Source organism: Cohnella fermenti (assembly GCF_004801405.1).
Lineage (GTDB): Bacteria > Bacillota > Bacilli > Paenibacillales > Paenibacillaceae > Cohnella > Cohnella fermenti.
This window is the reverse complement of sequence record NZ_SSOB01000019.1, coordinates 80,032-102,472: the sequence shown is the minus strand read 5'-3', so window position 1 is coordinate 102,472 and position 22,441 is coordinate 80,032. Positions and strand designations below refer to the sequence as shown.

The 22,441-nt window shown below is 60.5% G+C and carries 12 protein-coding genes; 8 read left to right on the top strand and 4 right to left on the bottom strand.

Annotated elements, in window-relative coordinates:
* Positions 1 to 7: 7 nt before the first annotated feature.
* The gene (locus tag E6C55_RS16290; RefSeq protein WP_168735683.1) at positions 8 to 763 is read left to right on the top strand and encodes an alpha/beta hydrolase; all 756 of its coding nucleotides are present in this window, start codon (positions 8 to 10) and stop codon (positions 761 to 763) included.
* A 163-nt stretch (positions 764 to 926) separates the two neighbouring features.
* On the opposite strand, the gene E6C55_RS16285 is transcribed toward E6C55_RS16290, so the two are convergent.
* On the bottom strand, positions 927 to 1,949 hold the full coding sequence (locus tag E6C55_RS16285) for a LacI family DNA-binding transcriptional regulator (protein WP_136370873.1): 1,023 nt from the start codon (positions 1,947 to 1,949) through the stop codon (positions 927 to 929).
* Positions 1,950 to 2,351: 402 nt separating this feature from the next.
* Here E6C55_RS16285 and E6C55_RS16280 point away from each other — a divergent pair, with 402 nt between their 5' ends.
* The 5 genes from E6C55_RS16280 to E6C55_RS16260 all read left to right on the top strand — a co-directional run bounded on the left by E6C55_RS16280 (position 2,352) and on the right by E6C55_RS16260 (position 15,046).
* Positions 2,352 to 3,785: an ABC transporter substrate-binding protein gene (locus E6C55_RS16280; protein WP_136370872.1), complete on the top strand. Its 1,434-nt coding sequence runs from the start codon at positions 2,352 to 2,354 to the stop codon at positions 3,783 to 3,785.
* Between the two features lie 31 nt (positions 3,786 to 3,816).
* Positions 3,817 to 4,701, top strand: a complete 885-nt coding sequence (locus tag E6C55_RS16275; protein ID WP_136370871.1) for a carbohydrate ABC transporter permease — start codon at positions 3,817 to 3,819, stop codon at positions 4,699 to 4,701.
* Between the two features lie 6 nt (positions 4,702 to 4,707).
* Entirely contained in the window at positions 4,708 to 5,529 is an 822-nt protein-coding gene (locus E6C55_RS16270) for a carbohydrate ABC transporter permease (RefSeq protein ID WP_136370870.1), read from the top strand.
* 20 nt (positions 5,530 to 5,549) lie between these two features.
* Positions 5,550 to 8,375: an alpha-mannosidase gene (locus E6C55_RS16265; protein ID WP_136370869.1), complete on the top strand. Its 2,826-nt coding sequence runs from the start codon at positions 5,550 to 5,552 to the stop codon at positions 8,373 to 8,375.
* 581 nt (positions 8,376 to 8,956) lie between these two features.
* Positions 8,957 to 15,046, top strand: a complete 6,090-nt coding sequence (locus E6C55_RS16260; protein WP_136370868.1) for an S-layer homology domain-containing protein — start codon at positions 8,957 to 8,959, stop codon at positions 15,044 to 15,046.
* 96 nt (positions 15,047 to 15,142) lie between these two features.
* Here the strand turns inward: E6C55_RS16260 and E6C55_RS16255 are convergent, their stop codons facing one another.
* The 3 genes from E6C55_RS16255 to E6C55_RS16245 are packed head-to-tail and all read right to left on the bottom strand — an operon-like array spanning position 15,143 to position 18,878.
* The gene (locus E6C55_RS16255; protein WP_136370867.1) at positions 15,143 to 16,363 is read right to left on the bottom strand and encodes a J domain-containing protein; all 1,221 of its coding nucleotides are present in this window, start codon (positions 16,361 to 16,363) and stop codon (positions 15,143 to 15,145) included.
* 21 nt (positions 16,364 to 16,384) lie between these two features.
* The gene (locus E6C55_RS16250) at positions 16,385 to 18,244 is read right to left on the bottom strand and encodes an Hsp70 family protein (protein WP_136370866.1); all 1,860 of its coding nucleotides are present in this window, start codon (positions 18,242 to 18,244) and stop codon (positions 16,385 to 16,387) included.
* Positions 18,222 to 18,878 (bottom strand): nucleotide exchange factor GrpE, encoded by a 657-nt coding sequence (locus E6C55_RS16245; protein WP_168735682.1) that lies wholly within the window; start codon positions 18,876 to 18,878, stop codon positions 18,222 to 18,224. Before E6C55_RS16245 ends, E6C55_RS16250 begins: the two co-directional genes overlap by 23 nt.
* Positions 18,879 to 18,949: 71 nt before the next feature.
* Between E6C55_RS16245 and E6C55_RS16240 the strand changes: the two genes are divergently transcribed.
* Together E6C55_RS16240 and E6C55_RS16235 are read left to right on the top strand one after the other, a co-directional pair.
* Entirely contained in the window at positions 18,950 to 20,740 is a 1,791-nt protein-coding gene (locus E6C55_RS16240; protein WP_168735681.1) for a cache domain-containing sensor histidine kinase, read from the top strand.
* Positions 20,730 to 22,280: a response regulator gene (locus E6C55_RS16235; RefSeq protein WP_136370863.1), complete on the top strand. Its 1,551-nt coding sequence runs from the start codon at positions 20,730 to 20,732 to the stop codon at positions 22,278 to 22,280. Before E6C55_RS16240 ends, E6C55_RS16235 begins: the two co-directional genes overlap by 11 nt.
* The last annotated feature ends 161 nt before the right edge of the window (positions 22,281 to 22,441 follow it).

Here is a 22,441-nt window from a genome sequence, read left to right as displayed (position 1 = left end):
TTTATCCATGACTCGCAGCAATAGTCAGATTCATCGCACGACCGTCGATTATGTTCCGGTGATCTGGTGCGAGCCGGGCGACAACCGAACGGGCCATGTGGCCGTCTGGCTAAACGGGATGGGCGGGCGCAAGGACGATCTTGTGCCGTATCTGGAAGACTTGGCCGCTCGGGGCTTCCTTGCCGTCAGCTTCGACACGTACCAGCACGGAGAACGGATGCCCGAGGCTCCCGAGACCTTCTGGCCCAAGGTGCACGCCAACAAACGCCGTTACTTCTGGCCGATGATGGCGAACACGATCGACGAGCTTCCCCGCATCCTCGACTGGGCGGCGGAGTCGCTGGGCGCGGACGGCAAAACGGTGGTCGGCGGAATATCAATGGGAGGGGACATCGCCGTCGCCGCCGCCGGTCTCGATCCCCGCATCGTCGCGGTGGCCGCCTGCATCTCGACGCCCGACTGGCTGCGGCCCGGAACGGACGAGACCCCGAGCAAGCCCGATACGTATGCGTGGAATTGTTATCGCCGCTTCAATCCCCTGACCAATATCGGTCACTACGGCCATTGTCCCGCGATCGTGTTCGAGAACGGGGCCGACGACGGCCACGTGCCCCCGGATGGCGCGCGCCGGTTCGAGCGGCAATTGCGGGACACGTATGCGGCTTGCCCGGAGCGGCTGGCGATTCGCGAGCATCCGGTCGCCCACAGGATGATTCCACAGATGTGGGACAATGCGTTGGAGTGGTTCTGTCGACACGTCTGAGGGCTGCAATCCGAGCCACAATCCAAGCTTCATTCCAAACCACAATCCAAGCTTCCTTCCGAGCCTCCAACTTAAACCGACGCCCGCAAGCCCCGACTCTCCGTTATTCGCGGAGAAGCGGGGCTTGTCGTCTTGCAGCCGATTGCAAGCGGCCGGCGGTCGCCTACACCTTCGCCTCGGCGCACGTCTGCCCTTCGACAAGACGGACCTCGAGCACGCGGGCCAGGCCGCCATTCTCGCCTTCCTCGATGAGGTGCGCCAAGTATTCGGCGGCCAGATCGCCCAGCTTCTCGAACTGGGTGTCGATATGGGTGAGCATGCCGGGGAAGATGTGGCCCCAACCGGTCTGGACACCGCTGATGACGGACAGATCCTCGGGAATTCGCAGCCCCAGCTCGTCCGCCGCCTTCTTGACGCCGATGGCGAGCAGATCGTCGGCCGTGAAGATCGCCGTCGGCCTTCTCGGCGAAGTCAGCAGCTTCATGGCCTCCTGATACCCGACGTTAAACGTCAGATCGGTCTCGGCTTCGCGAATGTTCGTCTTGGCTCCATGCTCGGCCGCGCAGGCGTACACGCCCTGGCGGAGGTCGACGGACAGCGTCATGTTGGCCGGCCCGTTCAGGAAGCCGATCTCCCGATGCCCGAAGTCAAGCAGATGCCGGGTGGCAAGACGGCCGGCCATCACATTGTCGACGTCGACATACGGAATCTGCTGCGTCTGGATGCCCGGTCTGCCGACGATGATGAACGGGATCTTCTCGGTGATCAGGCTGATCAGCTCCTCGTTGGTGACGGAAGGACAGGTCAGAATAAGACCGCCCACCTGCCGCTCCTTGTAGAGCTTCACGAACAGCTTGCCCGAATCCTCCCGCGTCAGCGAGGTGAACAGCTGCATGATGAAGTCCCGCTTGGAGCAGAACTGGCAGACAACCGAGGACAGCGTCGAGAAGAACAGATTCTGCCGGACCTGATCCGAGGTGAACGGCATGAACAAGCCGATCGTCTTGACCCTCTTGTTGGCCAGGAAACGCGCGGTAATGTTCGGATGATAGTCGAGTATGTGAATGGCTCGCTGGACTTTCTCAAGTGTCGTCGGATTGACGAGGGTCGGCTCGTTGATCACCCGGGACACGGTCTGCCGGGACACTCCCGCCAGTCTGGCAACGTCGTTGATGGTACTTGCCATGCTAAGCTTCTCCTATTCCATGAGATCGTTAACATCCTGGATGCCTGTCGATCCGGTTTACTTCCCTAGGTTAATACGTTTTTCGCGAAAATACAAGGTTTTACTTGTTATGTCCCTACTTGCGGCTGTTGGTGATACCGTTCACATTGCGGCTCCGGTTGTCCCAATTCCGCGCCCGCTCTTTGAAATATACCCCATTCACGAAGCAGCGGTCTTGTGTGAACGGTATCATTTTGACGTGGAGGAATATCCTGTAAATCCGGGTTTTTTCCGAATTTCTTGGCCGGTTCAGCGATATTTTAATCGATAAAATCCCGGATTATGGATTGACAACGGTTACAGCCTGTTTTATGATCGGAACGTAATGTGAACGTTCACATCATAAAGGGAGGCACCCCAAAAATGAGAAAATCGATCGCAACCGCTTTAACCTTGGCCGTATCCGCTTCGCTATTGTCCGCCTGCGGCGGCGACAACGAGCCGAGCGGAGCTTCCGGCACGGCGGCAGGCTCTCCGGCGAATTCCGCCCCCGTGTCCTTCACCGTTATGCATAACCAGGGCGAATATTCCTGGCCGGCTTACCAGAAGATCGTGGACGGCTTCAATGCGCAATCGGGCAACAAGGCGGCCTTGAAGTACATCCCGGCGCAGGAATCGGAGAATTGGCTGCAGACGCAATTCATCGCGGCCTCCGAGCCCGAGGTGATCAGCGGGACGAGCAAGCTGGCCGATGCGTACAAGAACGGCTGGATCGTCGATATTCTGCCGTATCTGGACGAAGTGAGCCCTTATACGAACAAGCCGTGGAAGGAATCCTTCTTGCCGGGGCTGATCGAATCGGCCATCGATCGCTCGGACGAGAACAACCCGCATCTGTACGGGATTCCGAATCAGGTCGTGACGGTGAATCTCTATTACAACAAGGATATTTTCGACAAGATCGGGGTCGCTTCTCCGCCTGCCACCATCACGGAATTCCTCGACGTCGCCAAGAAGGCGAAGGATGCCGGGTACGTCCCGTTCAGCATCCAGAATTCGACCGACTGGAACATCGGCTGGTTCGCGGGCGACTTGTTCGGCTACCTGTGGCAATCCCGGCTGTCCGAGCTCGACTTGAACCAATCCGGGAAGGTCGAGCTGAACGAGTGGGCGATCGCCGTCATGGAGGACAAGGTGAACGAGATCAGCCCGGAGCTGAAGGAGTACCTGCGCTTCATCGGCGATCTGGTGCCGTACCTCAACGAAGGCTTCAACAGCGCGAGCTGGGAGTTCGAAGGCATCTTCAACGAAGGCAAGTCGGCCATGGCGCTGAACGGAAGCTGGTACCCGAATCAGCATCAGGAGGGCGGGTTCGCGGTGAATTACGGCATCGCTCCGATTCCGTATCTGGACAAGGGCTATTCCGAATACGGCGGCGATTCGCGCCGCAAGTACAAGATCGGCTCGACGCCAAGCTTCGCGATCACCCGCAACGCGCAGCAGAACAAGGCCGACGCCGCTTCGCTCGAGTTCCTGCAATACATGACCGCGCCCGAAGGAGGCGCCAAGGTGCTGGCCGACGACCTGAACCTGATCCCGGTTGTTGACGGGGTAGAAGTGCCGGCCATTCTCCAGCCGATCATGGATTCGTTCGGCACCGAGGACAAGCTCGACTTCCTCGCCAACGAGTTCACCGCGGAGCAGAAGGACAACTGGTTCAAGAAGCAGCAGGAGTACATGGCCGGCCACATTACGGCGGACGAATTCCTGAACGAATACGGCAAGGACTTGAAGAAGTACGCGTCCGAAGCGATCAAGAACCATCCGGAGTGGAACGCCGATTCGTACCTGAAGTAACAAGAGAAGCATAAGCGGGAGAGAGGCCTTCATGAGCAAAAAAATCGACTATGTCTGGCTGTACGCCTGCTTGCTCCCTACCTTCGCCTTCGTCGGCGTGTTCCTGCTGTATCCGGCCATCGAAGCGTTCCGCATGTCGTTCCTGGACTGGAGCATGACCAACTACCTCCATCCCCGATACGCCGGATTGGACAATTACGCCGAGCTGTTGAAGAACGCCGAATTCCGTAACAGTTTTCTGATTCTGCTTGCCTTTATGCTGTGGAATATCGTTGTGCTGCAGGGCGCGTCCATTATGGGCGCGTACCTGATCAACAGCCTGGGCCAATCCCGGCTCGGGGGCTTCTTCAAGGTGGCGTTCACGGTTCCGATGGTGCTTCCGGGCATGGTCGTGACGATGTTCTGGCTGTTCTTCTACGAGCCGAACAACGGGATGCTGAACTACGTGCTCGGCCATCTGGGCTTGGAGAGCTGGCAGAAGGTATGGCTGGGCGAGAGCCAGGCGACGGCGATGGGCTCCATCATGATGAAGGGGTTCCCCTGGGTGAGCGGGCTCGGCTTCCTGATCTATCTGGCCGGCTTCCAGAATATCGACGAATCGCTCCGGGAGGCGGCGAGAATGGACGGAGCATCGGCCGGCAAAATCTTCTGGAGAATCGACCTGAGGCTGATCCTGCCGCAGATTCGCCTGACGACCGTGCTGGTGCTGATCGGCGGGACGCAGCAGTTCAGCGATCAGCTCATTATGACCAAGGGCGGGCCGGGGTACAGCACGATGGTGCCCGGACTGTACATGTTCAACCACGCATTCACCTACGGCAAGCTCGGAACCGGCTCCGCAATCGGCGTTATTCTTTTTCTGCTGAAGATGGGGTTCACGCTGCTGAACGCCAGGCTGATGCGGGAGAGGGGGTAGAGGGCTATGGGTAGCCGGCGCATCTCGCGCGTATTCGTGGTCGGAATCCTGGCCGTGCTGTTGTTCTTCACGCTGTTCCCCATGTACTTCATGGTCGTGACGGCGTTCAAGACGAATTATCAGTTGTCGATCAATTATTTCGGGCTGCCGCTGACGCCGCATCCGGAATTTATGAAGGATGCCTTCGGCAAGATCGGACTTTATTTGCAAAATTCGGCTGTCATCTCGGGAGCTTCCGTGGCGGGGGTGCTGCTGGTGTCGAGTCTGAGCGCTTACGTGTTCGCCAGGTTCACATTCCCGTTGAAGGCGGCGCTGTTCGGGCTTCTGCTCGCCTTCCTGATGATTCCGGGCATTCTGACGCTGGTGCCGCAATTCGTGCTCGTCTCGAAGCTGCACCTGATCAACAGCCCGTGGGCGGCGATTCTGCCGTATATCGCGACGGGGCAATTGGTTGTCATCTTCGTGTTCCGCACCTTCTTCGAAGAGATTCCGAAGGAGCTGATCGAGAGCATCCGCATGGACGGAGGAGGGGAACCGGTCGTGTTCGTTCGGCTCGTGCTGCCGCTGGCCGTTCCGATTTTCCTGTCGATGGGGCTTGTCAACGTCCTGTCCACCTGGAACGACTTCATCTGGCCGCTGCTTGTGCTGTCCGATCAGACGAAGACGACGGTGACGGTCGGGCTGTACCGATTCATGGACCCGCAGCAGATCATTTACGGTTCGGTGTATTCCGGCATGACGCTGGCCTCGCTTCCGCTGATGGCGCTGTTCGCGTTTACGATGAGATATTTTGTGCAAGGGATGACATCCGGGGCGATCAAGGCTTAACGGCAGGAGGACACCAACGCATGAGCGACTATAAAGCGATCCATCTGGTATCGCATACACATTGGGATAGAGAGTGGTACATGCCGTTCGAAGCGTTCCGATATCGGCTGGTCGGCCTGATCGACCGTCTGCTGGGCATCATGGCGGAGGACGAGTCGTATCGGTATCACCTGGACGGACAGACGATCGTGCTGGACGATTATTTGGAGCTTCGGCCGGAGCGCCGCGAGGAGCTGCAGCGCCTCATCTCCTCGGGCAGGCTGTCGATCGGGCCGTGGTACGTGCTGATCGACGAGTTCCTGGTCAGCGGAGAGTCCATTATCCGCAATCTGGAGGAAGGAAGGCGAAGCGGCGCGGCGTTCGGGCCGATGCTCGAAGCCGGGTATCTGCCCGATACGTTCGGCCATATCTCGCAGATGCCCCAACTGCTGAAGAAGTTCGGCATCGGGCAAGCGGTGGTGTGGCGCGGGCTTAACGGCTCGCCGGAGGAGATGCCGACGGAGTTCGATTGGGAGGCGCCGAGCGGCGACCGCGTGGCGGCGATCCATCTGCCGTACCGCTACGGCTACACAAGTGCGATGGAGCTGCCCGAGGAGCCGGAGCTGGCGGCGGAGCGGCTGCGGGAGCTGATCGCGCACATCGGGCCGCATGCGCGCAGCGGCCATGTGCTGCTGATGAACGGCTTCGATCATATGGAGCCGCAGCGGCACATCCCCGAGCTCGTCGCCTATTGGAACGGGAAGGAAGCGACGCCGCTGATCCACTCCGGGATCGCCGATTACATGGAGGCTGCGCTGGGCGCCGCATCGGAGCGGCCTGTGCTCGCGGGGGCGTTCCGGCGCACGAATCACGCGCCGGGCGGCGAGATCAACACGATTCTGCCTAACGTGCTGTCCGCCCGGGTCTATCTGAAGCAGCAGAACGCAGCCGCTCAGACGCTGATGGAGAAGGCGGTCGAGCCGCTTGAGGCGCTGACCTCCGCGCTTGGCGGGACCCCGCAGCCGGCGTTCGTCCGGCAAGCGTGGCGGTACATTCTGCAGAACCATCCGCACGACAGCATCTGCGGCTGCAGCATCGACGCCGTTCATGACGAGATGGAGCTTCGCTTCGCCAAGGCGGCCCAGATCGGCAACCAGCTTGTCGTCGATGCGCTCTCCCGGCTGGCCGAGGCGGCGGATCGCTCCTGGATTGCGGAAGGGAGCGTTCCGGTGCTGCTGTTCAACACGCTGCCGTGGAGCCGCAGCGCGTCGGTCGAGATCGAGCTGGATGCGGACGACGATACGGTGTACCGCTCGGTCGAGGTCGTGGACGAGCGCGGCGTCCGGTACGAGGCGGAGATCGCGGGCATCGAACGGCTCTGCCCGATCGAGCCGGATTCGGCGCGTTACCCGCTGGGCAAGCGGGAGGTCGTTCGCCACACGGTGCGCGTGTTCGCGACGAGCCTGCCGCCCTTCGGCTATCGGCTGGTCGGCGCAAGGCTGAAGAAGCAGCCGGTGTTGAACGGGCTTCCGCTTCAGCCGTCCGGTGCGGCGATCGGGAACGAGTTCATTCGAGTGACGGCGGAGCCGGACGGAACGCTGACCTGGCTCGATCTGGAGACGGGAGAGCGGCGAACGGGGCTGCATCGGTTCGAAGACAGCGGCGATGTCGGGGACGAATATTCCTATTCTCCGCCGGTGCTGAACGAGAGCTGGACCGCTCCCGTCGTACGGAGCATCTCCGTCAAGGGCGACGGGCGCTCGTGCCGCACCTTGACTGTCCGCTACGCGCTGGAGGCGCCAAGAAGCGCGGGAGCGGACGGACGAAGGCGCGGCGCGGAGCTGGAGCGCCTCGAGATCGTGACGGAGCTGACGCTTACGGCCGGAAGCCGCGTCGTGGCTTGCCGGACGACGGTCGACAATACGGCGCGGGACCATCGCCTGCGCTTGCTGTTCCCGCTTGACGGGAAGCGGGGGCCGGTGCGGGCGGGAGCCGCGTACGATGTCATGGCCTGGCCGGAAGCGATCGAGCAGCCTCCGGAGGACGTCTGGGTGGAGAACGAGCCGACGGCCTTCCCGTTTCAGCACTTCGTATACGCGGACGGCCCGCGCAGCCGGTTCGTCTTCACGGCCAAGGGGCTGCACGAGTACGAGTGGGTGCCTTCGCGTTCTCTTGGCGAGGGCGGAGCGGGGGCGGACGGAGCGGGTGCTGGAGCAAGGGCGGACACAGGAGCGGTTAAGGAAATGGGAGGGGCAGAAGGGAGTGCGCAAGCAGGAGTTGCAGCGGGGACGGAAGCGGGAGGCACCCTCGCCATTACGCTCCTCCGAAGCGTCTCGCACCTGGGCGGCGCGGATCGCGGGATGTCGACGACGAACCGTCCCGGTCCCGGGCTTGCCGCCGAAGGCGGACAAGTGCTGCGGAAGCTGACGTTCGAGTATGCGCTGACGATTGGCGGAGCTTCGGCGACGGCGGCGCCATGGCGGATCGCGGACGAGCGGGAGGCGGCGGTTCTCGCCCGGACGGCGAGTCTGTCGCCGGCACCGCGGTATGCGGCGGGGCTGGCCATCGCCGCCGAACGGCCGCTGCCGTCGGAGTGCGGCTGGCTGGAATCGAAGGAAGCCGACATTCACGTGACGGCATTCCGTCCGGCGCCGGACGCGGGCGGAGGGCTGGAGCTGCGCGTTGTCAATCTCGGCGACGCGGACAAGTCGGGCGAGATCGCGCTGCGCTTGCCGGTGGAATCGGCCTGCGAGACTGACCTGGCCGGACGCAAGCTCCGGGAGCTGCCGCTGCGCGAGACGGAAGCAGGCCGCAGCCTCGAAGTGGAGCTGAAGCCGAAGGAGATCCGCACGATTCGCCTGCGCTGAACAGCGAACTCCGGGGGTTCGGCCGCAGTTCGCAGAATGTAATCGAAATTTCGTGCTTATTTGCTCGATCTGGCAGCAATTCGCAGAATGTAATCGAAATTTCGTGCTTATTTGCTCGATCTGGCAGCAATTCGCAAAATGTAATCGAAATTTCATGCTTATTGGCTCGATCTGGCAGCAATTCGCAAAATGTAATCGAAATTTCGTGCTTAATTGCTCGATCTGGCCGCAGCTCGCAGAATATAATCGAAATTTCATGCTTAATTGCTCGATCTGGGCGCGGGTCAGGAGGTTCCTGTCAATCGCCCCTGTCTCTTCCTGCGCATCGAGAGATGGAGCATGGTTCAATCGCTGTGTGTGCTAGGCTGCCAGCGAATGGACAAGCTCCATTATCTCGGGCGTCAGGGCGACGGAGTCGGAGCGGCTGCGGCGCGAAGTGGAGGGAGGTTGGCGCGATGGGGGCGGCGTATGTCGTGAAGCAAGGGCCGTTCAGCTCGACTTGCAATCGCTTTCACAATATGGAGCAATCTCTCTTTTCCAAAAAATAAAACGAGAACAAAAAAACGCTAGGAGGATCAACAATGGCACAGATAGGCTTCACTGTATTGAGAGGAGCGCTGGCCGCTCTGATCGCAGTCGGCGGCTTGCCTTGGTCCGCCGCATCCGCTCAAGGCGCGGACGGGCCCTCGCCGCTTGCCGCGACCGAATGGACCGCGCAGCAAGCGGCGAGTCGGCTCACGGATATCGACTCAAGCTGGGCGAAGGAGGCGATCGCGAAGTGGGAGGCCGCCGGGCTTGTCCGAGGCTATGCGGACGGAACCTTCCAGCCGAATCGCACGATCAGCCGGGCGGAATTCGCGGCATTGCTGGATCGCTTGTTCGGCTACAAGCAGTTGGGAAGCGCAGTCGAGATCTCCGGCGCGGCGGACGGGGCTTGGTACAAGCCGAGTTTGCAGAGAGTTGCCGATGCCGGCATTATGCAGGGCGACGGAACCGGGGCCTACTCCCCGAATGCGAACATCACTCGCCAGGAAGCGGCCGTTATGCTGGCCAAGGCTTTCGAGGAGGAATCGCCCGCCTCCGAAGACGGCGGCAACCCCGCCGCCGGTCTGTTCCCCGATGCGGACCGCATCGGCTCCTGGGCCCGAGGAGCGGCGGCGGCGCTTGCCTCGCACGGCTATATCTCCGGCAGGGACGGCGGCCTGTTCGCGCCGGAAGCGAATCTGACCCGCGCCGAGGCGGTGAAGCTGATCGACAACCTGGCCGGCGAGTGGATCGCGACGCCCGGCGAGGTCGGGACGGCGCTGCATAGCGGCAATCTGGTCGTCGGCGCGAGCGGAACGGCCTTGCGCCATCTGACGGTAACCGGCGATTTATACGTAGCGGAGAGCGTCGGCGACGGCGAAGTGATTCTGGACGGCGTGACGGTGCAAGGCCGTCTCATTGTCGCCGGAGGCGGAGAGAACAGCATCATCCTGAACGATACAACCGTGCAGGGCGAAGTCATCGTGCGCAAGCGCGATCAGAAGGTGCATCTCGCGCTCTCCGGCAAGTCGAGCGTTCCGCTTGTCCGCTTGCTGTCCGGGGCGGACCTGGAAGGCGACTTCCCGAGCGTAAGCCTGGAAGCCAAGGGGGCCAAGGCGAGGCTGAGAGCCGGTTCGTTCGGCAAGGTGAACGTTCTCGCTCCCGCCGGGCTGACCGTCGAAGGAGCGGCTATCGGCGAGCTGACGGTAGCGAGCGGCGCAGGCGGAACGCAAGTCGATCTGGACGCCGATTCGACCGTCGATCAACTGAGAGTCGAAGCCTCCGGCAGGTTTACGGGGCAAGGACATATTCTCAAGGCGCACATTGCCGCGAATGGCGTAACCTTCGAGCGTCTGCCGGATCGGACGGAGACGGCGGAGGGAGTCGAATTCGACGACCAAGCTCTCGCCGGTACGGGAGTGCCCGGCGGTTCGACTTCCGGAAGCGGCAACGGCGGCAGCGAAGAACCGCCTGTCTCGGCAGCAACCTCCGGCATCGTCTTCGGCGATGCGGCGGACGAGCTTCGGGTCGGACTCGCGACGACCGGCACCTCCGGAACCGATACGATCTCCGCCGTTGTCGGCGAGCTGGAGGGCAGCTACAGTGTCCGTTACCTCGCGGGCGAAGGATCGTCCATGTCGTTCGAGCTGTCCGGGATCGAGCCGAACGAGCCGCTCACGCTGGAGATCGAGGAGATCCACACGCGAGCTTCCGGCGCGTTGGCTTACAGCGTCCGGGTGAACGGCCAAGAGGTGTATTGCCGGACGTATGAGGAAGCTTCCGCAGGGCCGAACCATTACTTCGTCGAGGTGCCTGCGGAGCTTGTCGGCAACAGCGATCATGCGGCCGTTGCGCTCTATAACGATAGCGACAGCCGGGTCAACTTCGGCAGGCTGTGGGCTTACAGCGACTTCGAAGCGTTGGCCGCCGCCGAGTCGGTGAACCGGCCGATGACCGCCGGATTGTTCCAGCCTCCCGTGACCTGGGACGATTATGCTTCCGACCTGGCGCTCGTCCGCAATCTGGCGCAGCAATACGCCGGCATGGATATGTATACGCCGGCCATTGCCTTCGACATCCTCTACATGCATTGGGACGAGCAAGAGCTGCACCGGCGACTCGATTATGTCATGGACTTGTCGAAGGACACCGGGTTGCCCGTTCATCTCAGCCTGAACTCCTGGTGGGGAGGCACCCCGACCGGGCCTGACGGCAAGGGCGGGTACTGGACCGATGTCGCGTATCAACAGATCGTATACGATCCGCTGAACGTCGACGGCCGCGGCTATTGGAAGCTCACCACGCCGAACATCTGGGGGAACACCCCGTGGCTGACGATGAACAACGATGACTACAATCAAGTCCGGGCGGAGAAGGTTCGCGCCATCGCCGAGTATATCTCCAGACGGACGGCGGAGATCGAAGCCGAAGGCGACTCCATTCCTCCCGTCTCCATCTTCACGGAGAACGAGCCGTTGTACTGGCCGTACTTCGCCTTCAACGCTTCGCCGGAGGCGGGCGGCGACTTCAGTCCCGAAGTGATCGCCGATGCGGCATTGGACGGAGTGACGCTCGATCCGGAGGACGGGTTGTCCGAGGCGGAGCGCAACTGGATGACGTCGAATCTGACCGCCTACATCAAGACGCTGTCCGATGCGATAGCCGAGGGCTACGGGTACGATGCCATTATCGTCGATGGAGACGACATTCGTTATCCGGATCAGCAATTGGTGGAGAACGCCTACACGCACATGTTCCCGACACCGAACTATCCGAGCTGGGACGAGAAGCGGGGGGCTTGGGAGACCCACATGACCACCGGCATCCGTTACGGTGCGGAGTGGGCCGGGGATCTGGATTCCCGTTATCTGGACTACATCGTTGCCCGAGGGAAGTTCGCGGATGTGAACGCCGAACGAAGCAGCGTCTCGGATATGCAAACCATGCTGAAGGCATACGAGTACGGCGCCGATTACGTCAACATTTACAACTATCAAGCAAGTGACGATCAATTGATGCGGGCGGTCGACGGGACGCGGCAGGAGACGGTCGAGACGCCTTCCTATAATGTTCCTCTGGGGGCTTATAATTTCGCGGAGGATGCCTCGCTGACTCCCGGACCCTTCCTTATTGACGTCCAAGGCATCCAGCGAGACATACTCGGTGAGAAAAGAATCGCAACTGCGGACAGCGGAAGCGAGGACGGAGGCGCCCTGACCTTCAAGGTCGACAATGACGGCAAGCCGCTATCGAACGGGCTTGAGGTCCAGGTGGAAGGGCGCGCGCTTACCAGCTTGAACAGCGGGGTCCGCGTCGAGGTATGGGCGGGGCCAAGCCGCAGCGAGCTGACGAGCGTTGCGACGCTTGCGAACTTCAGCTCGGCCAAGGTCGATGTGACGCAAGCCATCGACACGGCTGCGGATATCGCATACGTGGAGCTGAGATTGTACTCTCCCGGCCTGCCTGCAAGCCTGTATAGCTGGGCGGCGGTCTGGTCGGTCAAGCTGTACGAGCTTCGGGATCGCGTCAGCGGTCATCAGAACGGATTCGAATATACGGTCGATCAGATGCGGGAACGCAATCTGTGGGTTGCGTACCGCGCCGATGTCGAGCGGCTGCTGCAGACGTACCTTGAACGGGCCGGAGAAGACGACTCTTACAACCAGGCGAGAAGCCTCTATGAGGATGCCGAGTATGTCAGCGCCTATAAGCTGCTGATCCGGGAGCTGTCCCAGACGCTGCCGGCCAAATTCGCGGTCAAGGGAGAGGGCAGCCTCGGCAAGTATCCGGTGAATGCGGCATCCGAGGTGGAAAATCGGGTAATCGACGTTGTGCTGTACGAATCCGGCCCGGAGCGGACGCGCATCTCCTTGTCGGCGGAGGTCGATACGAGCGTCGCGCTAACGCTGTCCGAGCTTCCGGATGGAGACTACCGGGCAGAGCAGGAGGAGCCTGGCGTCTATACGATCGCCCTCGCAGCGGCCGGCGATGCTTCCGCCGTACATGCTTCGGGCGGAATCGCCCAGTTCCTTCTCACGGCGGCAGGCAGAACGGCCAAGAGCTATCCGTCGTCGTTCGAGGCTGCATACGTGGCCGTCGACGGGGACACGGGGAAGTCGGCTCCCGAAGGGTACTTGTTCGCCATGTCGCAGGACCCTGCGGTCGGCGAATACGTGAACTTCATTCGCCTTCCCGTCGCTTCCGATGCGATTGTCCTTCGCGGACCCGACGGAGCGCCGGACAACGAGCTGGAGGAAGTGCCGCTTAACGTGCTGGGAGCGGGCGAGCTGCTTCGCATCGAGATGAACGAAGCGGGCGAGGCGCAGCGGATTCGGGCTTACTACGGATATATCTCCGGCACGATTACCGACATCGAGCCGATCTCCATTCAAGGCGAGCTTCGCAACGCATTCATCGAACTCGACGGCACCCTGCGGTTCGAGCTCGGCGCCGCGGCGGTTCTGGATTCGCCGAAGGCAACGGGAAGCAGCATTCTGACGGCCAAGGTCGATGACCTGGGGCTGGAGTCGGGCGATTCGGTCACGGTCGTCTACAGCCCGTATACGTATAACGGAAGCGTGAAGCGGGCGGTTCGCATCTCGGAGGTATACGACACGCTTATCTCCGAGACCTTCGAAGCGGAAGCGGGCGATTGGGCATCCCGCGCCTACAGCGTCGACAACATTCGCATCGCTTCGCTGGATTCCAACTACAAGGATAAGGTTGCCAGACCGGACAATATCGCGGAGCCGGGCTCGATCGTCTGGAAGATCGAGAGCGCCGATCCGCTCGCCGACCTGGCGGTCGAATACAGCGGCCGGGCGATCATGGGCAACCCGGACTCGCAGAGCGTGAAGTGGTACGTCAGTCCCGATGGGACGACGTGGACGGAAGTCGGTTCCATCGAGCCGGGCGGCGACGAGGGCAGCTACACCTTGCTTCGCAGCCTGCAGCTCGGCGAATACACGTCCGCTTGGACAACGGTCTACATCAAGTGCGAGCTGCGCGAGACGCAGGACGATACGTGGGCGAGCCTGAACGATGTGCGCATTCGGAAAAAAGCGGGGGAGCGCGAACTCGACACCGCGGAGCTGATCCTGACTCAGGAGTCCTTGTACGCCGGCATGCAGGCTCCGCTGCAGTTGAACGCTTATTACGACAATGAAGAGAAAGTCTCCCTTCAGGATGCGAACGTTTATTACGAGATCGGGAACAAGGAAATCGCGAAGCTGCAGGACGGCGGAATCAAGCTGCTGGCGGCGGGAACGACGACCGTGCGGGCCTACGTGTATATGGGCGGTCGCGTCATCCGATCCAACGAGCTGAGCTTGAACGTTCAATCCAGCGAGATGGCGGGCGTGAACGCGAGCCTGTCCAAATCGACGATCGGCATCGGCGATTCAATCTCCATTGTCTCCAACGTCTATAATGCGGATGAGACGCCGATCGATTCTTCGCAGTACAGCATCGGGTATCGCAGCAGCGATGCCGATGTGGCGACCGTGACCGACGGCGGCATCGTCACCGGCGTCTCCGCCGGGCAGGCGGTCATCACGGTGACGGTGCAGCAGGGCGAGCGGACGGAGGAGCGCGAGCTTGTTATCGGCGTTGCCCGCGTCCGGTCGATTTACAGCAGCAATTATGCGGCCGAGACGGTGTGCTCCAACGAGAGCGTCTGCAATACGGCGGAAGCCAACGCGACGTATGCGGTAACGACGGACCCGTTCGTCGTCCGGGCGGACAATGCGGTATACGCCTTGGTCGAGGCGTCCGGCGGCGTCTTCCTTCCCGCTATTCGCGGTACCTTCCAGTCGCTGGGCGGTCCCGACGGGACTTGGCCGATCAAGAATTCCGCCGAGATCGTCTACAAGTTGGACAGTCTGGAGACTTCCTTCCTCGGCCTCGAGGCGACCATCGCAGCCCGGTCCGGCGTCTTCGGCTCGACGATATCCGTCTACGCGGGAGACAGCCCCGATACCGCCGACCAATTGATCCAGGTGCTCGAAGGCGGGGAGTACAAGATCGATCTGTCGGCGGCGGCGAAGGATGTCCATACCTTGTACGTAAGACTGGTCATCTCCGAGACGGCATTCGATTGGGGCGGAATTATCTCCGTTGTGTTTAACGAATTGACTCTGCAACCGTAATGAGGATTAGAGCATAGGGGCGTATCTCACGGGGCGTTGTCGCTCCTGTGAGATACGCCCCTTGGCGATCGAATGCCGAACCCGAACGTGCGTCCGTCAGGACCGGGAAGATTGCTTATCAAACCAATCGTCCCATTGCTCCCGATATTGATGGTACACAAGCGGATAACGAATCCGCAGCTGCCGCAGCTCCTCCGCCGGGTTCGTCGGAGCGCCGAACAGGTCAATCGACTCCAGAATTTCAGCCATAACGTTGCCTTGCTTGCCGTTGAATTCTTCCTGATAGAACATCAACGCAGCCATTCCTGTGGCCGGCTGCAGAATATGTTCGGCGGGCATGCGCTCCAGTTCTATTTGCAGACGAATGCAGTAGTTCAGGGATTGCTTGGCTGCGCGCACGGTCTCGTTTTTGCCGTCCAGGAAGCCGGCCAGTTCGACGAAAAATTCCGCGTGTTGGAACATGGATCCTTTGATGTAATCGTTGCACTCATCCATCAGCGCATTGATCGCGATCGTACGGTCGTCCTCGTCGGTAATTGATTTAAGAAATTTTTTGACGCGAGGTTTGACTTTGCTCCAGTACTGCCGTTTGCCAAGAGCGAGCATGGCATTGATCCAGTCGGTAAACAAGGGGAGGTCGTCGGGCTGTTGGCTGTCAACGTCGGAAAGACGGGATTCAATCAGGGAGAATGCTTCTTCCGTACGATCAAGCGCCCGATAGACAACGATCGTCAGCGGCATGAACATGCTGGAATAATCGGGGAATTTCTCTCTCGCCTGATCAAGGTATCGCAGCGCTTCTTCAGGCTCTCCCAAGTCCAGAAGAAGCTTGGCAACCCAAAGAAACGTGTGACGCTGATCCTCCTCGGACTTGTCCATCTCCATCAGCAGCACAATTTCCTCATGAGCCGCTTCAGGCTCCTCATTTAACATCAGTGCCTGGATCAAGCCGATTCTGGCCCCGACCGCATTGGGGGAGAATTCCAGCGCTTTGCGGAAAAGCGCTTTGGCCTTGTCAAACTGCGCATCCTCCATTAAGTCGTAAGCTTCGTCCATCAGCTTGCTAATGGAACCGCCGTACTTGCGCTGAAAATCGTATTCCTTGCGTTTGGCCGGGTTTCTCAGCGTCTCGTAGGCGCGTCTGATTTGCTGGAACTCCTCGGGATGCTGCTCCGGCGGGAACTGCTTGACCAGACGAATGTAGCTGGCTTTAATCGAGTCCGCAGAGGCATTGGCCCGCAAACCGAGTATTTTGTAGTAATTTTCCACCTTCGGCTTCTTGGTTGTCCTGCGTCTGGCAGGCGCAGCGCGCTCCATAGCTTACTCCTCCAATTCAGATCAGAATTCCAGTTCAATCAGCAGGTCGGTAGCATCGTCAATTGCTTCCTGCAGCGCGAGGAGATCATCCGCAGAACGGGCTGCCTCCAGCCGCTGAATGGCGGCCTGGGTCCGCTCTGCCGTCAGTCCGGTCAGGTCCGGCATGCTTCGCATGCGCTGCAGCAGCCGCTCCGCCGTCTGCCGGAGCTCGCCGGAATCCGGCTGCGCGATGTCGTCCTCCAGGTCAGCCGGAAGAGAGATTTCTTCCAGAATGGAATTCCAGTCTTCCGGCTCATCCGCCTGTCCGTCGTCTGCCGGTGCGCTCGACCAGAGAGCCTCCAGCCTGCTAGCACTATCGCGGAACGACGCCTGCGATTCGCGGTTGAGACCGTCCTGCACGGTGACGGTCATTTGCTTGCCGGTAGAGACGCACTTGGCCGTTGTCTCCAGAATGCCGTTCAGATTATAGCGGAAAGTAATCTCAATCTGCTCCTGCCGCTCCAAATTCGCCGGAATGCCCTCGAGTAAAAATTGGCCGAGCAAATGATTGTGCTTGACCCATTCGTGCTCGCCCTGATATAGTTCGATCGAGACCGAGGTTTGACCCGGCGCCGATGTAAAGAAGGGCTTGGTTCGCGTGACCGGGATCGTCGTATTGCGTTCTATAATTGCGGCGAAGCCGCCGGGCTGCTCTCGCAGTTGCTTGTTCGGCTTCAACACGGCAATCCCCATAGAATAAGGGGCGACGTCGGTCGCGACGAGACCGCTGTCCGACAGCGAGCCGGCCTTCAGTCCGGCCTGAACGGCGGCGCCCAGAGCGACTGCCTCGTCCGGATTAACGTCGGTGCGCACCTTCTTTCCCAGCAACGCGACGATTTTCTCTTGTACGCGTGGAATTCGGGTGGAGCCGCCGACGAGCAGCACTTCATCGATCTGCTCCGGCTGCAGTTCGGCTTCCCGAAGCACGGAGCGCACGCATTCGAGAGTCTCCTCCAGCTTGTCCTCGATTAAAGCGACGAATTGCTCTCGGGTAACGTCCAGCGTCAGACCGACGGGCCGATTGTCCTTTACGGTGACAAGCGGCAACGCGACGGATACCACCTCGGCTGCGCTCAATCGCTTTTTTACTCTCTCGGCTTCTTCCTTTAACAGTGCCTTCGCGCGGATATCCTCCAACGGCTCTACTCCGTGCTCGGTTCTGATCCGCTCGGCGAACAACTCGACGAGCTTCCAGTCGAAGTCCTCTCCGCCAAGGAGATTGTTGCCGGTCGAGGCCTTGACCTCGATAACGCCGCTCATCTGCTCAAGAACGGATACGTCGAATGTGCCGCCGCCCAGATCATAAACGAGAAACGTTTTGTCTTCATCCAGATGCGCCAGCCCGAAGGCAAGCGCCGCCGCTGTCGGCTCGTTGATAATGCGCTCGACGACAAAGCCGGCCAGTTCCCCCGCCTGCTTCGTGGCACGCCGTTGAGCGTCCGTAAAGTAGGCCGGCACGGTAATTACGGCTTCTTTCTCGCCTTCCCCGAATACCGCATCGGCATAGGTCTTCAGCTCTTTAAGGATCAGGGCCGATACTTCCTGCGGGAGCAACTGTTGTCCTGCTATGACAATTGGCTCCTCAGACCCCATTTTTCGCTTAACCGCCGCAATCGCGCGATCCGGCATGGCGACCAGGGCGCTGCGGGCATCCTCGCCGACAATGACCCGTTCCTTGGGGTCGATGAGCACAACGGACGGAATGATCGTTTCTTTTTTTGGTGAAGACATTAGCCGGGGCTGTCCATGTTGAATAAAAGCGATAGCAGAATTTGTCGTACCCAGGTCGATGCCGACAATCGGCCGATAGGTTTGCTCCTCAGAATGAACGGGATTCGTCATACGCAGATTTCTCCTCTAAAGTTATGACCTGAGCTTTGCGCAGCAGGGCGCCGTCACGCATCGCGAATCCTCTTCTCACTACTTCTACCACTTGATAGGGAATACGAGCCTCGGAGGGCTTCTCGTTATTGCCTGCAGAAGCGGGACCTGACAACTCGCGGGGACGGGTACCGATCGCCTCGCACCATCCGGGATCGAAGGATGAGCCAAGCACCTGCAACTCGTGAATGCCTGCCAGCGCAAGCATATCGGTTATTTGACCGCACCACATCCGCAGCAGCCTGCTCCAGTCGGCCTGCTCCTCGCCGTGCAGCCGCCCGATCACGGCATCCAGATCGTCGAGCCAGGAGATTGCCGTGTCGGTCATGGTCTGCAGGACCCGTTCGCGCGCCTCTTGCTCGCGACGGAGGTCCGCTTCCGTATCCCTCCACTCGGCGTCTTTCCTGATTTGCCCGCCAAGCTGTTCAAGCAGTGCAGACGTTTCCTGCCCGTTTCTGTATTGCAGCCTCGCGAGCTTGCCGAGCTGCTCCTGAACCGCCTGGTTCAGCTCATTCTGACCTTGCATAGCATTCTCAAGTCGTCGAAGCGCTTCAAGCTCAGGCGATGATCCCTTTCGTTTGTTCCAGATCCACATGTTTCTGCAAGCCTCCCTTGACAACAACCAGAATAACATACTATTGTCCTAATTTGGAGGAGGGGATTGCGATGCCACGCGAGAAGGAACAAGGAGCGCTGCCCAGCGGCAATCTCAAGCAGAAGGTCGTCTTCAGCTTGGCGGCCATCCTCAGCGTCGTGTTCTTTGTATCCGGATACATCGTCTACTTGCTGCATGTGCAGATAGCCAGGGACGAGGTGCGCGACCAATTCTCCCAGACCGTCGAGCAGATGATGCATACGATCGACCAGCGCGTGCAGGGCAGCTACAAGCTGTCCAACCAGATTATTTGGAACGAGCGGTTGGTCTCTCTGCTTACCCAAGCCGATCGCAGCTATTACGAGGTGCAGGCGATCCAGACGATGCTCGATCAGGTTATGGTGTCGGAATCGCAGCTTATGTCGATCAATCTGTTCAACAACGGGGGCGTGCAGTTCAGACCGGCCAATTCGTTCCTGTCGAAGCCTCTGAACGAGAGCGCTTACCTGGAATTGCAGGAGAGATTGGCTCCTTCCGACGGAGAGCTGATCTGGTACCGGACTTCGCTGGCCGACCTGCTGACGGCGGGAAGCGCGGACAGCGAGGTCATCGTGGCGGCGCGCTGGATGAAGAACGAGCGTCTGGAGAACTACGGCGTTCTGGCATTCGTGTTCCACGAGCGCTACTTCATGAACGAATTGCAGAGCATGATGAAGAACAGGGACGGCAACACCTATCTGCTGGACGGGGACGGAAGCCTGCTGTATACGGACGACAAGGCGTTCGCGGGCCTGCCGGAGCTGAGGGAGGCGCTGGCGGCGGAAGAGGATGCGTACATCTCCGGCGAAGCGCAGTCGGACCTTACCGGATTCCGCTTGATCGCCCGCAACTCCTATTCGACCTTGAAGGAGAAGAGCCGATACATTCTGAGCGTCTCGCTTATCGGAGGCGTGGTCGGCATCGGGTTGTCCGCGCTGCTCGTGATGTTCGCCATCCAGAGTCTGTTTAAGCCGATGAGCGGGTTGGTGGCGGCCATGCGGCGCGTGCGGCAGGGGCAATTGGAGACGAGAGTGAAGATTCGCACCCGCGACGAGCTGGCGTTCCTCGGGGACAGCTTCAATCACATGCTCGAGCATATCGATACGTTGATCAAGGAGGTGTACGAGAAGCAGCTTCGCGAGCGGGAGGCGGAACTGAAGGCGCTCCAGGCCCAGCTCAATCCGCATTTTCTATACAATACTCTCGATATGATTTATTGGCGCTTGTACTTGCAGGAGGACCGGGACAACGCGGAGCTGATCATTGCGCTCTCGGACATGCTCCGCTATTCGCTCGAGCCTGCGGGCAAGGCGACGACGGTCAAGGACGAGCTGATTCAGATCAACCGTTATTTGAAAATCCAGAGCTGCCGGTTCGAGGACGTGCTGGAGGTGAGGCAATGTGTCGACGAAGAGGTGCTGGCCTGCCGAATCATGCCGCTTCTGCTGCAGCCGATCGTGGAGAACGCCTTCGTTCACGGGTTCCGGCATTCGGCGGCGGAGCGCTGCCTGCTTACGCTGCGCATGTATCGGGAGCAGGCGGAGGATGGAGTGGACAATCGGCCTCGGCTTGTGATCGAGATCAGCGATAACGGAATCGGCATGCCGCAGGAGCGGGCGGACCGATTGCTCCGTTCGGCATTCGACTCGGATCGGGTGCATCTGGGCGTCCACAGCGTCATTCGGAGAATCGCTCTGGCGTACGGTCAGCCGTACGGCCTGGAGATCGACAGCATCGAGCGGGAGGGAACGACGATGCGGCTGCGGCTGCCGTTCGAGCTCGCCCCGCAAGAAGGAACGGAGGCAGAGGTTCATGGGATATGAGATCATTCTGATCGACGACGAGCAGATCATCCGCAAGGGATTGGCGAAGCTGATCGCCGAGCATACCGTCGGCTGGAAGGTCGTTGCGGAAGCGCGGAACGGCGAGGAGGGCTTGAAGCGAATCGAAGAGCTGCGGCCGAGCCTGGCGATTGTGGACATCCGGATGCCGCTGCTTAGCGGAATCGAGGTGGCCAAGGAGGTGCAGCGGCTCGGTCTGCCGACCCGAATTGTCATTCTGACCGGGTACAAGGACTTCGAGTACGCGCGGTCGGCGTTGAAGTACGGAGTGATGGACTTCCTGCTGAAGCCGTGTCCCGAGGAGGAAGTGATCCGCACGCTCGACGAATGCTACCGCACCGTGGATAAGGAGCACCGGCAGCGGCGGCTGAACGAGCAATTGCGGGAGGAAGCGCTGCTCCGGCAGGTTATTCTGGGCATACCGCCGGAGCCGGCGGAGCGGCAGGCATTGGAGACGAGGATCGTCGGCTGGCTCTGCGGCTTCCTGACCGGGCTTGACGGAATGGCGAGCAAGTTCGACGGAGAGACGGCTCTGCTGCACTTCGCCGTGCGGAATATCGCGGAGGAATTGGCGGAAGGCAGCGGCGACCGGCTGCAGATGGTCTTCATCGGCCGCCATGCCGCCGCGCTGTTGGTCGATTCGAAGGGGAAGATCGATTCGGAGGAGAACGGCTCCATGGCGCCGGAGTGGCTGAAGCGGCTGCCCGGCACGTTGGACCAACTGCTCGGCGCCGCGCCCAAGCTGGCCGTTCCGGGCCCCGTCCGCAGGCTGGAGCAGCTTCCGTCATTGGCGGCGGAGACGCTGCGGGACGAGGCGCGGGCTTCCGGCTCGCCGCAAGGGGGCGAAGCGCCCGGCGAGCCGGGAGAGCTGAACGACCTGCTCCAGCACTCGCAGCTTCTCGTCGACGATTGGAGCTATCTCGTCGAGGAAGGCAAGCTGGTCTCGCTGAAGGCGCAGGTGGCCGAGGAGATCGGCCGCCTGGAGACGGAGGCGCTGCCGCCGCAGGTCGTGCGCAACCGGGTGTCCCTGCTGTCCATCGTGCTGGACAAGCTGTGCCGGAGAATCTTGAACGCGGAGCTGGAGCTTCCTGCGGAGAGGTATGCGCCGAGCGGAAGCAAGGACGAGATGCTGGCCGTGCTCCGGCAGGCGAGCGGACAGTTCTTCGACAGGCTGGAGACCTGGCAGCGGGACAACAACCGGGATACGATCAAGCGGGTGATCGCCTTCGTCGAAGAGCGCTACTCCGAGTCCTGCAGCCTGTCCGATGCCGCGGCGTTCGTTCACTTCAACCCGACCTATCTGAGCACCATATTCAAGAAGGAGACCGGGGAAGGCTTCGTCAATTACGTGACCAAGCGGAGAATGTCGCAGGCGAGGCTGCTGCTCGCGAACACGGACCTCAAGATAGCCGAAGTCGCCGCCAAGGTCGGGTACGACGATCCGAACTACTTCACGACGCTCTTCCGCAAAACATGCGGCTGCGCGCCGAATCAATTCCGCAAGGGGGAGTCCGGCGTGTAACCGGAACTGTCTATCCGTTCTGTCCTCCCACCTCCCAACTGTCCTCCCAACTGCCCCGTCCGCCCCGTCCCGCACTCATGAACGACACTTCCCTTCGTGCCGATCATGGGTGTTTTTTGCCTAGTGGGACCGATCCAAAAAAACTCAAGGTTCTTCAAACG

Bases quoted from the DNA above. Each gene is read 5' to 3' on its own strand.
- E6C55_RS16290 (WP_168735683.1), top strand. From the start codon at position 8: ATGACTCGCAGCAATAGTCAGATTCATCGCACGACCGTCGATTATGTT.
- E6C55_RS16250 (WP_136370866.1), bottom strand. From the start codon at position 18,244: ATGACGAATCCCGTTCATTCTGAGGAGCAAACCTATCGGCCGATTGTC.
- E6C55_RS16235 (WP_136370863.1), top strand. From the start codon at position 20,730: ATGGGATATGAGATCATTCTGATCGACGACGAGCAGATCATCCGCAAG.
- E6C55_RS16255 (WP_136370867.1), bottom strand. From the start codon at position 16,363: ATGGAGCGCGCTGCGCCTGCCAGACGCAGGACAACCAAGAAGCCGAAG.
- E6C55_RS16240 (WP_168735681.1), top strand. From the start codon at position 18,950: ATGCCACGCGAGAAGGAACAAGGAGCGCTGCCCAGCGGCAATCTCAAG.
- E6C55_RS16245 (WP_168735682.1), bottom strand. From the start codon at position 18,878: ATGTGGATCTGGAACAAACGAAAGGGATCATCGCCTGAGCTTGAAGCG.
- E6C55_RS16265 (WP_136370869.1), top strand. From the start codon at position 5,550: ATGAGCGACTATAAAGCGATCCATCTGGTATCGCATACACATTGGGAT.
- E6C55_RS16260 (WP_136370868.1), top strand. From the start codon at position 8,957: ATGGCACAGATAGGCTTCACTGTATTGAGAGGAGCGCTGGCCGCTCTG.
- E6C55_RS16275 (WP_136370871.1), top strand. From the start codon at position 3,817: ATGAGCAAAAAAATCGACTATGTCTGGCTGTACGCCTGCTTGCTCCCT.
- E6C55_RS16285 (WP_136370873.1), bottom strand. From the start codon at position 1,949: ATGGCAAGTACCATCAACGACGTTGCCAGACTGGCGGGAGTGTCCCGG.
- E6C55_RS16280 (WP_136370872.1), top strand. From the start codon at position 2,352: ATGAGAAAATCGATCGCAACCGCTTTAACCTTGGCCGTATCCGCTTCG.
- E6C55_RS16270 (WP_136370870.1), top strand. From the start codon at position 4,708: ATGGGTAGCCGGCGCATCTCGCGCGTATTCGTGGTCGGAATCCTGGCC.